This is a genomic window from Ruegeria sp. CK3 (genome assembly GCF_056536565.1).
The window spans coordinates 1-11,613 of sequence record NZ_JBQFPV010000003.1; the positions used below are offsets into that span (position 1 = coordinate 1).

At 60.3% G+C, this 11,613-nt stretch carries 11 protein-coding genes; 6 read left to right on the forward strand and 5 right to left on the reverse strand.

Annotated features, from left to right (window positions below):
• Positions 1-129 precede the first annotated feature (129 nt).
• Positions 130-1,107 carry an HpcH/HpaI aldolase/citrate lyase family protein gene (locus ACR0C3_RS04285; protein WP_480757322.1) on the forward strand — a complete coding sequence of 326 codons (978 nt, stop codon included), beginning with the start codon at positions 130-132 and terminating at the stop codon, positions 1,105-1,107.
• Between the two features lie 11 nt (positions 1,108-1,118).
• Here ACR0C3_RS04285 and ACR0C3_RS04290 read toward each other — a convergent pair whose 3' ends face one another.
• A complete protein-coding gene (locus ACR0C3_RS04290) occupies positions 1,119-2,102 on the reverse strand; it encodes a GlxA family transcriptional regulator (protein WP_480757324.1) in 984 nt (327 codons plus the stop codon).
• A gap of 111 nt (positions 2,103-2,213) precedes the next feature.
• On the opposite strand from ACR0C3_RS04290, the gene bcoG reads away from it, so the two are divergent.
• The 4 genes from bcoG to ACR0C3_RS04310 all read left to right on the forward strand — a co-directional run bounded on the left by bcoG (position 2,214) and on the right by ACR0C3_RS04310 (position 6,692).
• The gene (gene bcoG / locus ACR0C3_RS04295) at positions 2,214-3,131 is read left to right on the forward strand and encodes a 3-dehydrocarnitine:acetyl-CoA trimethylamine transferase BcoG (RefSeq protein WP_480757326.1); all 918 of its coding nucleotides are present in this window, start codon (positions 2,214-2,216) and stop codon (positions 3,129-3,131) included.
• Positions 3,128-3,892, forward strand: a complete 765-nt coding sequence (locus ACR0C3_RS04300; RefSeq protein WP_480757327.1) for an SDR family oxidoreductase — start codon at positions 3,128-3,130, stop codon at positions 3,890-3,892. Before bcoG ends, ACR0C3_RS04300 begins: the two co-directional genes overlap by 4 nt.
• On the forward strand, positions 3,889-5,313 hold the full coding sequence (locus tag ACR0C3_RS04305; RefSeq protein ID WP_480757329.1) for a carnitine 3-dehydrogenase: 1,425 nt from the start codon (positions 3,889-3,891) through the stop codon (positions 5,311-5,313). The genes ACR0C3_RS04300 and ACR0C3_RS04305 overlap by 4 nt, the downstream gene beginning before the upstream one ends.
• A gap of 152 nt (positions 5,314-5,465) precedes the next feature.
• Complete coding sequence (locus ACR0C3_RS04310; protein ID WP_480757330.1) at positions 5,466-6,692, forward strand: peptidoglycan-binding domain-containing protein; 1,227 nt, start codon at positions 5,466-5,468, stop codon at positions 6,690-6,692.
• A gap of 331 nt (positions 6,693-7,023) precedes the next feature.
• On the opposite strand, the gene ACR0C3_RS04315 is transcribed toward ACR0C3_RS04310, so the two are convergent.
• The 4 genes from ACR0C3_RS04315 to ACR0C3_RS04330 all read right to left on the reverse strand — a co-directional run bounded on the left by ACR0C3_RS04315 (position 7,024) and on the right by ACR0C3_RS04330 (position 10,484).
• A complete protein-coding gene (locus ACR0C3_RS04315; protein ID WP_170554824.1) occupies positions 7,024-7,623 on the reverse strand; it encodes a rhomboid family intramembrane serine protease in 600 nt (199 codons plus the stop codon).
• An 80-nt stretch (positions 7,624-7,703) separates the two neighbouring features.
• Positions 7,704-9,329, reverse strand: coding sequence for an FAD-binding oxidoreductase (locus ACR0C3_RS04320; protein WP_480757332.1), 1,626 nt, complete (start codon positions 9,327-9,329; stop codon positions 7,704-7,706).
• A gap of 23 nt (positions 9,330-9,352) precedes the next feature.
• Entirely contained in the window at positions 9,353-9,829 is a 477-nt protein-coding gene (locus ACR0C3_RS04325) for a nuclear transport factor 2 family protein (RefSeq protein WP_170767669.1), read from the reverse strand.
• Between the two features lie 34 nt (positions 9,830-9,863).
• A complete protein-coding gene (locus ACR0C3_RS04330; protein WP_480757333.1) occupies positions 9,864-10,484 on the reverse strand; it encodes a glutathione S-transferase family protein in 621 nt (206 codons plus the stop codon).
• 114 nt (positions 10,485-10,598) lie between these two features.
• On the opposite strand from ACR0C3_RS04330, the gene ACR0C3_RS04335 reads away from it, so the two are divergent.
• Positions 10,599-11,498, forward strand: a complete 900-nt coding sequence (locus tag ACR0C3_RS04335; RefSeq protein ID WP_480757335.1) for a LysR family transcriptional regulator — start codon at positions 10,599-10,601, stop codon at positions 11,496-11,498.
• Positions 11,499-11,613: the final 115 nt, after the last annotated feature.

Below are 11,613 nucleotides of genomic sequence, written 5' to 3' on the forward strand. Positions count from 1 at the left end.
GTCGACGGTCTCGCCGCCAATGGCGAAGACGGCAATGCCGAGGTCGAAGCCAAGGTCAAAGCCGAAGTCGCAGACCTCTGCGCCCGCTTCCCGATCTATCCGAACCTGTAAAACCAAGGACCCTAAACCATGAGCTTTCACCCAATCGAACAGGCTCCGGCCCGTCTGAACCGCAGCGAATTGGCTGTCCCGGGTAGCCAGCCCGGCATGTTTGAAAAAGCGGCCAAGTCGGATGTGGATGTGATCTTCCTGGATCTGGAAGACGCCGTTGCCCCAGACGAAAAGGAACAGGCCCGCAATAACATCATCGAGGCCCTGAATGACATCGACTGGGGTAACAAGACCATGTCGGTTCGGATCAACGGGCTAGATACGCACTATATGTATCGCGACGTGGTGGATGTGGTCGAACAGGCCGGTCAGCGTCTGGACCTGATCATGATCCCCAAGGTCGGCACCGCCGCCGATGTCTATGCTGTCGACATGTTGGTCACCCAGATCGAGGACGCCAAGGGTTACAAAAAGCGGATCGGGTTCGAGCATATCATCGAAACCGCGCTTGGTATGCAGAATGTCAGCGAGATCGCTGCCGCATCGAAACGCAACGAAAGCCTGCATTTCGGGGTTGCCGACTATGCGGCCTCGACCCGTGCGCGGACAACAATCATTGGCGGTGTGAACCCGGACTACTCGGTCCTGACGGATGCGGATCCTGAGGGCGGCCGCATGACCCATTGGGGTGATATGTGGCACTACGCGCTTGCGCGTATGGTGGTCGCGGCACGTGCAAACGGGTTGCGCCCGATCGACGGCCCGTTCGGTGATTTTCAGGACCCCGCTGGCTATCGCGCGGCGGCCAAGCGCGCAGCTGTTCTGGGTTGTGAGGGCAAGTGGGCCATTCACCCCAGCCAGATTGCGCTGGCCAATGAGGTCATGTCGCCTTCGGATGCCGAGGTGGACAAGGCCAAGCGGATTCTCGTCGCGATGGCCGACGCTGAAGCGGCAGGCAAGGGCGCTGTCTCGCTGGACGGTCGCCTGATCGATTATGCATCGATCCGGCAGGCCGAGGTGCTGGTTGAAAAAGCAGGTCAGATCGCAGCCGCGTGATCTGCCAAGCGTTAGACGGAGCGGGCTGTCCCATCGGACGGCCCGTTTCGGTTTTGCGGGCGAAAGGCGCTGATCGGACGGCCGAATTCACGGGTGAACGACCGCCCCAGGGCCGACGCACAGGAAAACCCGCATCGCAGGGCGATCTGCTCGACACTCAGGCGTGTTTCCTGCGCCAGATAGCGCGCATGTTGCAGACGATAGAGCTTGTAGTATTTGCCGGTCGTCATTCCTAGCTCATCCGCAAACGCGCGGCTGAGGCTGCGCTCGGAGAGCGAGACGCGTTCGGCAAGCTCAAAGGTTGTCAGCGGAGTCTCGACGTTTTCGGCAATGACATTCAGCGCGTCCAGCAGTTTCGGCGACCCACGATCCTGCAATTGTTGAGAACCGCGCTTCAGCTCGGATTGGCGGGCAGGGTCGTAGATGAACATGTTCGATGCATCAAACGCGGCGGCTGGGCCAAACAGGTTCTGGATCAGGTCGAGCGTAAGTTCCAGCGCCGTGCTGGCCCCTCCGCAGGTCAGAAACGGTCCGGAATGGACAAACCGGGCGCTGGACACGTTCACTTTGGGAAAGCTTTCGCGAAAGGCATCAAACTCTTGCCAGTGGATCGTAGCTTGGTGCCCGTCCAGAACCCCGGCTTCGGCCAGAATCCAGGCCGCCGTATCCAAGGCCAGAACGCACTTGGCGGTCCGAACAGCCTGTCGGATCGCAACTAGAAGCTCTCTATTGATTTGCTGCCGGACGCGGTAACCGGCCACAATGACCAGCGTTCCGGTCGATTTTGCTGGGTCGAAGACCCGATTTGGAGAAACTTGTATTTCGCTCGAGCTTTCCACGGGTTCGCCGTTCAGGCTGGTGATCTCCCAACCCGGGCTGGCGTAGAGCGCGCGCATCTTGACGTCCCGCAACGGCTCCAGCGCGCTGGCCAGAACCATGTTGGAAAACCCGTCCAGCAACAGGAACTCGAAATGCTCATGAGGGGATGACGACAAAAGTATTCCTCCTGACGAGAAATGTATCGCCCGTTTAGGAGTTTTGAAAGTAGCGTTGCCGCATTCAGTCGCCTGCCAAGGCGCGATTCCTGCTGATCGAAGGACAAAGTTATGCCCCTTTCCATGAACCGCGAAGTTTTCATCACCTGTGCCATCACTGGATCGGGTGGGACGCAGGACAAGTCTCCGCATGTACCGCGCTCGCCCGAGCAGATTGCCAATTCGGCGATTGATGCGGCCAAGGCGGGGGCTGCCGTTGTGCATTGCCACGTGCGCGACCCGGAAACTGGTGTGCCGTCGCGCGATCTGGGCCTGTACCGAGAAGTGACAGACCGCATTCGCGATGCTGAAGTCGACGTGGTGCTGAACCTGACGGCCGGAATGGGCGGTGATATTGTGTTCGGCCCGACCGAGAGCCCGTTTCCGGTCAATGAAGCGGCCACTGACATGATCGGCGCGACGGAGCGGATGGCGCATATTGCCGAATGCCTGCCCGAGATATGCACGCTCGACTGTGGCACCATGAACTTTGCCGAGGCAGACTATGTGATGACCAACACGCCGGGCATGCTGCGGGCGATGGGTCAGATGATGACCGATCTTGGCGTAAAGCCCGAGATCGAAGCCTTCGACACCGGCCATCTTTGGTTCGCCAAGCAATTGGTGAAAGAGGGTATTCTGGAGCCCAACGCTCTGGTCCAACTGTGTATGGGTGTGCCGTGGGGTGCCCCCAATGACATCAACACCTTCATGGCGATGGTCAATGCGGTGCCCTCTGATTGGACATGGTCGGCCTTCTCGCTGGGTCGCGATCAGATGCCCTATGTTGCGCAATCGGTGCTGGCTGGTGGCAATGTCCGCGTTGGGCTTGAGGACAATCTGTTTCTGGAAAAAGGCGTTCTGGCCACCAACGCGCAACTGGTTGAACGGGCCGTGACGGTGATCGAGAACATGGGCGCCAAGATCATCGGCCCAGACGCCGTGCGCGAGAAACTGGGCCTGACCAAGCGCGCTCCTGTCGCAAAATGAGCAGGCGCGTTCTTGTAACCGCAGGCGCGGCTGGCATCGGCCGCGTCATTGCGGAGCAATTCATTCAAGACGGATCACGAGTAGCGGTCTGCGACGCAGACCCTGCCGCGGTTCAGAGCTTTGCTGAAGCGCATCCCGGCAGTATCGCCGTGGTTGCCGATGTCACCTCGGAAGCCGCCATGGACGCTTTCCTAAGTTCGGTTGAGGCCGAATGGGGCGGCATTGATGTGGTCTGCGCCAATGCCGGCACCGGCGGCCCCGCCGGGCCGATCGAAGATCTGGCTTATGACGCGTGGCAGCAATGCCTCGCCACCAACGTGCACGGTGCATATCTGACCTGCCGCTGGGCGGCGCGGGTCATGAAGGTGCAAAAAAGTGGCCTGATCGTCATGACCTCGTCCACCGCTGGGATCATGGGCTATCCGATGCGGTCGCCCTATGCGGCGGCTAAATGGGCCCTGATCGGTCTGACCAAAACCCTCGCGATGGAGCTTGGCCCTTTTGGCATCCGCGTCAACGCGATCTGCCCCGGTGCTGTTGAAGGCGACCGGATGGAGCGTGTGCTGGCCAACGAAGCCGCAGCCCATGGTCAGAGTATCGAAACCATGCGCGCCGCCTATGTGACTGGCGTGTCCATGAAAACATGGGTGACGGCGCAGGACGTGGCGAACAGCATTCATTTCCTTGCCTCGGAGGCGGGAACCAAAATCTCGGGGCAGGTTCTGTCCATTGATGGCCATACGGAGACACTTGCGCCATGACACAAAAAGCAACCATCATCGGCGGCGGCGTGATCGGCGGGGGCTGGGTTGCCCGCTTTCTGCTGAACGGCTGGAACGTTTCGGTCTTTGACCCGGACCCGGAAGCCGAGCGCAAAATCGGCGAAGTGCTTGCCAATGCCCGCCGCGCCTTGCCCGCCCTTTATGACAAGGCGCTGCCGGCCGAGGGTACTCTGACCTTTCATGACGATATGGGCGAGGCTTTGGCCAGTGCCGTATGGGTTCAGGAAAGCGTCCCCGAGCGGTTGGACCTCAAGCACAAGATCCACGCGCAGATCGACGAGTTGTCGCCTGCGGATGCGGTGATCGGGTCTTCGACCTCGGGGTTCAAACCCTCTGAACTGAACGAACACGGCGGTCGCGTTGTCGTCGCGCACCCATTCAACCCCGTCTACCTGCTACCGCTGGTCGAGCTGGTGGGAAATGCGAACACTTGCGCCAAGGCGTCGGATATCCTTCGGTCCATCGGGATGTATCCGCTGACTGTGCGCAAAGAGATTGATGCGCATATCGCCGACCGGTTCCTCGAGGCTGTCTGGCGCGAGGCGCTTTGGCTGGTCAAGGATGGCGTCGCCACGACTGAAGAAATCGACGAAGCGATCCGTATGGGGTTTGGTATCCGCTGGGCGCAGATGGGTCTGTTCGAAACCTACCGTGTCGCGGGTGGCGAAGCAGGGATGAAACACTTCATGGCGCAGTTCGGCCCGGCCCTGCAATGGCCGTGGACCAAGCTGATGGATGTGCCGGAATTTACCGATGAACTGGTCGACCTGATCGCCGGTCAATCGGATGCGCAATCCGGCCATATGTCGATCCGCGAATTGGAGCGTCTGCGCGACGACAACCTGATCGGGATGATGCGCGCGCTGAAGAAAACCGGCAGCGGCGCGGGCGGCGTTCTGAACGCGCACGAAGCGATGTTGCCTGACCCCGAAGGTGATGACCTGCCGATCACCGTGGATCGTGTCATCCCGCAAAGCTGGACAGACTATAACGGCCACATGAATGAGGCCCATTATATCGAGGTCTCGGCTCAGGCGACGGACAATTTCATGCTGATGATCGGCGCGGATGCGGACTATATCGCGGCGGGCAACAGCTACTTCACGGTTGAGAACTTCGTGCAGTACCATGCGGAATTGCATGCAGGGGATCGGCTGACCGTCACAACGCAGGTTCTGCGCGGTGAAGGCAAAAAAATGCACCTGTTCCACCGTCTGCACGGACCGGATGGAGAGGTCGCGGCCACCGTCGAAACCCTGTTGCTGCATATGGATCTGAACGCGCGCAAAACCTCTCTGCCTACCGAGGGAGTGGTCGCGAAACTGACCGCTTTTGCCGAAGATCACGCCAGGCTGCCAGCCCCTCAAGGGGCGGGCCGCCATGTGGGGCAACGGGGCTGATACCAACGCGTGCCGCCTCTGGTTTCATGAATCCAGGGGCGGCATCTACTGGCGGGTCGATCTGCAAAGATCCTGATCCGCCTTTTTTCCGCATGCGCGGCGGCGTTGTGCTATAATTTCCTCCAATTGTTGTTGTGTTTTGGAGGTAAATTATGATTTTTCGTTTAGTGGCAGCACTTTGTTTGACCTTCGCTTTGTCGACCGCGAATCCCCAGATTGCCAGGGCAGACGCGGGTGACTTTATCGGCGGCGCGGTCGTAGGAGGCGTGGTTGGCTACGCGATCGGCAAAGATCAGCAAAAGAAGAAAGCGCAGCGCTCGACCACCCGGACATATCGGTCGGGCATCCCATCCACCTCGCAAGGGGCGCAGACGCAAACGGCGCTCAACTATTTTGGCTACAATGCAGGGCGTGTTGATGGTCAGGTGGGTGCCGGCACGCGAGCTGCAATCCAACGGTATCAGGCGTCCATGGGATACCCGGTCAACGGGTATGATTTCCAACCCTATCAGCGTGATTTCCTGATGCAGGCCTATTACTGGGGCACGAGTGGCGGTCAGGCCAGCACTCAGCTCTCCGGTCAGCCTTTGTTGATGGCCTATCGTCGGCAAGTCCAAACGGGCACGGCTGTGGCCGCTGCTCCGCAACCGGCGCCACAACCTGTGGCACCTGTGACTGCAACGGCGGCACCTGCCGAACCGGCACCCGAACCGGAAGCGACCGATACTGCCTCCGCAGCCCTGCCAAGCTTGTTTGCGGGCGGTACCGGTGGCCCGTCTCTGGCCAACCGTTGTAGTGCGGTGATGCTGCAAACTTCGACCAATGGCGGCTACACGACGCTGGCGAATATGTCGGACCCAGATTTCGCCCTGAGCGAGCAGTTTTGTCTGGCGCGCAGCTACGCCATGGCGAGGGGTGAGGATCTGATGCAGGACATTCAGGGCCTGACACCGGATCAAGTAGCGGCGCAATGCGAGTCCTACGGTGAGATGCTAGCGCCACAGGTTGTATCGCTGTCGCTGACGTCGAAAGCCGATGCCGAAACGCAGATGCGCAAGCTGGCTCTGGATTCCGGCCTCAGCCCCGAAGACCTTGCCGCGACCAGCAAGGTCTGTCTCGCGATGGGCTACCGTCAGGATAATATGGACAGCGCCGTGGGCTCGGCCCTGATGCTGGTTGCCATGGGTGAACCTGCCTACGGAGAGCTGATCGGCCACCACCTGCGCGAAGGCTTCGGCGTGCAAGAGCGTCGCGATCTGGCAATGCAGTGGTATGACGCAAGCCTGTCCGCGCTGGATGCCGGATCTCAGGCTGTGTTCCTGCCATCACAATCGGATCGCCCGGAATTGCTACGTGCGGCGATGACAAAGACACAGTAGGTCTGGCTGACCTGTTCCGCGGGCGCAAGGATCGCCCGCGGTTTTTTCCAGCGCTGCGATAGCAGGAACTATGATCGAGTGCCGCTCAGTCCAGCGCAAACTAGCGATGTATGTTTAATTCTTGGCGTCGCGCGCTTCTGAATGCATCAAGATACAATGCCCGTGCGCAAACACCTCAAAGGCGTGCTGTTTGGCATTGGCGGCCAGCGAAATACCCGCTTATTCCGCCAGGCAATGCGGTGGGCGAGAATACGTCGATCAGGATCGGACAAATCCCGGCGCCAAGGGTGTGTCACTGATCCGCAATCAACCCCTTTCCCGTGATGCTTGTCTATGGTTGGTCCACGTTCAAAATCCGGGGGGCATGTACATGAGTTCGGACAAGCAAGGCTGCGGCAACGCCTGCGATTGCGCCGAACAGATGCGCCTCCCACGAGATGCCGGGCTGACCGGGCAGAACGCCCCAAAGGATTGATCCGTAAAGCACCCCAACCACCATGGCCACGGCAAGGGTCACGGGCGACCGATCAACCAATCCCCGCGCGACCAGAAAGCCGAACCACCCGAACACCAGACCGGATGCGCCGATATGGATGGCTGTGTTTCCGAACAGCCAGACCAGCGCTCCGCCCAAAGCGATGATGACGGCGTTCACGACCAACAATGCCCGTGTTGCTGTAGCCGCCAGCAAGGCCCCCATCAGGATCAGCGGAGGCGTGTTAGAAATGAGATGCGGAAAGCTGGCATGCAGAAGTGGCATGCCAAAGATACCGTCCAACCCGGCGATCTGCCTTGGGATCAGCCCGAACGCGAGGTTCAGGCGGTACCCAACCGTCCAGTTGAGAACCTGTATCGCCCAAAGCACCGCTATGAAGAGCGCCAGGACCTTGAACCGCGAAAAAACAACACGTTTACCGTTTTTATCAATCATCTGAAATAGATAATCGTGGCAGTGACAACGATCAATACGCCTTGCAGGATGGTCGGATCAGAGTGTGGGCGCTGACGCGCTCAGGTGGTAAAGACCTCGAAATGGATCTGGTTTTCCCCGACCCCTAACGCTTCAAGGCCGGATTTCAAGTCGGTCATGAAATCCAACGGACCGCAGAGCAAATACTGAGCGTTGAGACCGGTGTTCAATGCAATCAGCTCCTGCGCCGTGATCCGGCCCTTGATGTCAAAATCCTGCCCCTCTACCTCCTGGGCGACAGGTGCACTGTAGTAGGTCCGTTTTCGTGCGGTCGGGCTGGTGGCAATCAGGTGGTCAACTTCGCCGCGCAGCGCGTGAAACCGTCCGTTGCGCGCGGCGTGTATAAACCAAACCGGACGGTCAGGGTGCTGCGCCACAATCTGATGCAGCATTGCGATCATCGGGGTCACGCCAACGCCGGCGCTGACGAGGACAAGGGGGGTGTCGCCGGACGGGATCAGGAAATCTCCGGCCGGCGGTTTGGCCTCGATCACGTTGCCCACTTGCGCCACGTCGTGCAGAAAGCGGGAGGCAGCACCATTCGGTTCGCGTTTCACAGTGATCCTGTAGTGGTCCTCAGCGGGGTTGCCGGACAGGGTGTATGTCCGCCGCAGCTTGGTGTCATGCGTCGGAACGCTGAGCACAATCGGCAGGTGCTGCCCGGCCTCAAAAGCGGCAAGCGGACCTCCATTTGCGGGTCGCAAGTGAAATGAGGTGATCCCCTCGGCCTCGGCAATCTTGTCCGTAACGACCAGCTGTCTCGATGGGGTCGGCTCAGCCGACCATCTCAGAGCCAGCGCGTTTGGTCGGTCAATCACGGCGTCGACCTGTACGTCGATCATGCGCAGAATGTTGGGGTCACGCGCCTCGGCCGGAGCCCAGTCGATCTCGGCCCGCCCGGACAGATGCAGCAGTCCTCCGGTCGCGAAATCGACGAATAGCAGCCCGATGCGGGGGTTCTCTAACAGATTGCCTATCGTATTGAAGAAATTGTTGCCGGAATAGTCGGGAATACGCAGACGGTTTGGAGCGACCACGCGAACAAATCCGGGTGTCCCTCCGCGATGAGAGGCATCAAACCCGTTCGAAGCCGCCTGTTGCGGACCATGCCGACCGGACCCGATGAACAGGGTATCCGAGGCGCTGATACGGGCCATCTGCGCGGGGTAGAGGTGGTCAGAGACTACCGCCTCTGCCGGTTTATTGGTGGCCACCCGCCGCCAGTCGCGTTCATTGATGTACTGAGGGCAGTTGCCGAAGCTCTGGCGAACGTCGATTGCGAAACCGGTGTCGGCTGGACGGGTCCGACCGCTGAACCGATTGCGTCGGCGCGTCGCCAGCTCGATGCCGACAACGCCGATATCAGCCCCTTTTCTCAGGCTTTCTGCCAACGGATCACGCAGGTCGATCACGGTATCTACGGTCAATTTGCGGGGATCAGGCGAATGAACGAACCCGTCCTCGCCTTCAATGATTGTCGCCCATACGCGGCCCACTGCATCGCTGGACGCAGCCACCAGAAACGGCTGCGCCTGATAGAAGGCGCGATGCTGGTCCGGCAAGTGGTCGCGAATGTACGGAGCGGCCCTGCGGGCTATGTCGCCCGCACCCGCCCGCATCTGCGCCGCCAGTTCGCCCGCGTGAAACGGAGTATCCGTGCCAGACATCGTCTTACCTCCTTGGTGTGTGTTTAAAGGCCCAGATCGCTCAGCCCCGGATGGTCGCCCGGGCGACGGCCCAGAGGCCAGTGGAACTTGCGATCATCCTCTGTGATCGGCAATTCGTTGATGCTGGCGTACCGGTTGGCCATGTAGCCGTTTTCGTCGAATTCCCAGTTCTCGTTGCCGTAGGCCCGGAACCAGTTTCCGCTGTCATCACGGTATTCATAGGCGTATCGCACCGCGATGCGGTTGCCGTCATAGGCCCAGAGCTCCTTGATCAGGCGATAGTCCAGTTCCTTGTTCCATTTGCGGGTCAGAAACGCCTCGATCTCGGCGCGGCCAACGGGGAATTCGGCCCGGTTGCGCCATTTGCTGTCCGGCGTGTAAGCCAGCGCGACCTTGGCCGGGTTGCGGCCATTCCAGCCGTCTTCCGCCAGGCGAACCTTTTCAATGGCGGTTTCTAGGGTGAACGGCGGCAGAGGGTGGCGAGGTTCTTCGGGTGTCATTGCAAGTCTCCGATGGGGTGTCTGGCGCAGACGTTCAGGCGACGAGGCCCACGGCCGTGGCTGGCATCGGCTCGAACCCATCCAGCGCCTCGAACCGGGCGATCCATGCCCGCACATTCGGATATGGGTCGAGCGAGACGTTCCCCTCAGGCGCGTGGGCGGTGTAGGAGTAGGCGGCCACATCTGCGATGGTCGGTCGGTCGCCAACCAGCCAGTCGCGGCCTTCCAATCCCTGTTCAAGCTTTTGCATTGCCTTGGCTGCGGTCGCGGCCGCGAAATCGACGTCCAGAGGTGCTCCGAACACCGTGATCAACCGCGCCGCGGCGGATCCGAATGCGATCTCACCCGCGGCGAGGGTCAGCCAGCGCTGCACCGCCGCTTCGCCTACCGCATCGCTCGGCACCCAGTCAGGCGCGTATTGCCGGGCCAGGTACACGAGGATCGCGTTGGAATCCGAGACCACAACATCGCCATCCTCAAGCACCGGGACTTGCCCGTTGGGGTTCATCGCCAGAAACTCGGGCGATTTGTGTTCGCCTGCAACGAGATCGACGAAAACGGCCTCATGGGCGATACCGGCCAGCTTGGCAAAGACCAGAGCGCGGTGCGCGTGGCCGGATTTCGGGAAGTGGTGGATACGTACTGCGTTCGACATTTTTCAGCTCCTGTCATGTGCGGATTTGCTTCTGCGGCTATAGATACAGCTTGCCATAATGGGCGATAATGCGCAGTTTTAGGGGAACATTAAGCCCTAGGAGGGCGCAATAACATGGACAAGATAGACCGAATGCGCGCCTTTGCGCTGGTAGCGCAGAATGCCTCGTTCACATTGGCGGCCCAGCGGATGGGGCGGTCGTCGCGATTGGTCAGCAAATATGTGGCCGATCTGGAGGAGGCGCTGGGCGTTCAGCTTCTGAACCGAACCACCCGCAGCGTATCCCTGACGGATGCGGGGGCGACCTACCTGGCGATGTGCGAACCGCTTCTGGACGGGTTTGACGAAATGGAGGAGGCGGTGCGCAATGCGCAGACCTCTTTGCGCGGGGTGATACGGATTTCCGCGCCGACAGGGTTCGGCTCACTCCGGCTGGCCCCGTCGCTGGCGGCTTTTGTCGAAAAGCACGCTGAGGTCGAAATTGACCTCAACCTTTCAGACCGCCGGGTGTCGATCATCGAAGAAGGTCTGGATTTGGCGATCCGGATCGGGCCGACACGGGACAGTTCGCTTAAGATGCGCCGGCTGGGGCCGATGCCGCTGATTGTGTGTGCGTCTCCAGCCTATCTCGAACGTGCAGGCGCGCCTGCGTATCCAAGTGCCCTTGCCACGCATGAGTGCATCCTGGACGGCAACATGAGCGACCCTGCGGTCTGGCGGTTTGATGTCGATGGCAACGAGGTGGCGGTGCACGTCAATGGTCGCCTTCAGGCCAATGCGCCTGCAGCCTCGGCGCGGTTAGCCGCTGCAGGAGTGGCTATCGCCAGATGCCCGGCCTACACTGTGGCGGAAGCGCTCACGTCCGGGGAATTGGTCGAGCTATTCGCCGAACACCGTGTCACACCTTACGTCGTGGCGGCACTTTTCCCGCAAAACCGCAGGCTGACCACGCGGGTCCGCGCGTTGATCGACCATCTGGCAAGCGATGACCTGATCTGCAACGCCGGGGCGTAGTGCCCAAGACCCATGACGCGTAGACCCTTGACCAATCCCTTGCCCCTTGTTTTCGTAGGGTCGAGCGCTGGGCGACCCTCACTGCACTAAGGGGACGCTCGCAGCCGTGGAAGGG

Coding starts and splice junctions, on each gene's coding strand:
- ACR0C3_RS04285 (WP_480757322.1), top strand. CDS start 130: ATGAGCTTTCACCCAATCGAACAGGCTCCGGCCCGTCTGAACCGCAGC.
- bcoG (WP_480757326.1), top strand. CDS start 2,214: ATGCCCCTTTCCATGAACCGCGAAGTTTTCATCACCTGTGCCATCACT.
- ACR0C3_RS04300 (WP_480757327.1), top strand. CDS start 3,128: ATGAGCAGGCGCGTTCTTGTAACCGCAGGCGCGGCTGGCATCGGCCGC.
- ACR0C3_RS04305 (WP_480757329.1), top strand. CDS start 3,889: ATGACACAAAAAGCAACCATCATCGGCGGCGGCGTGATCGGCGGGGGC.
- ACR0C3_RS04310 (WP_480757330.1), top strand. CDS start 5,466: ATGATTTTTCGTTTAGTGGCAGCACTTTGTTTGACCTTCGCTTTGTCG.
- ACR0C3_RS04315 (WP_170554824.1), bottom strand. CDS start 7,623: ATGATTGATAAAAACGGTAAACGTGTTGTTTTTTCGCGGTTCAAGGTC.
- ACR0C3_RS04320 (WP_480757332.1), bottom strand. CDS start 9,329: ATGTCTGGCACGGATACTCCGTTTCACGCGGGCGAACTGGCGGCGCAG.
- ACR0C3_RS04325 (WP_170767669.1), bottom strand. CDS start 9,829: ATGACACCCGAAGAACCTCGCCACCCTCTGCCGCCGTTCACCCTAGAA.
- ACR0C3_RS04330 (WP_480757333.1), bottom strand. CDS start 10,484: ATGTCGAACGCAGTACGTATCCACCACTTCCCGAAATCCGGCCACGCG.
- ACR0C3_RS04335 (WP_480757335.1), top strand. CDS start 10,599: ATGGACAAGATAGACCGAATGCGCGCCTTTGCGCTGGTAGCGCAGAAT.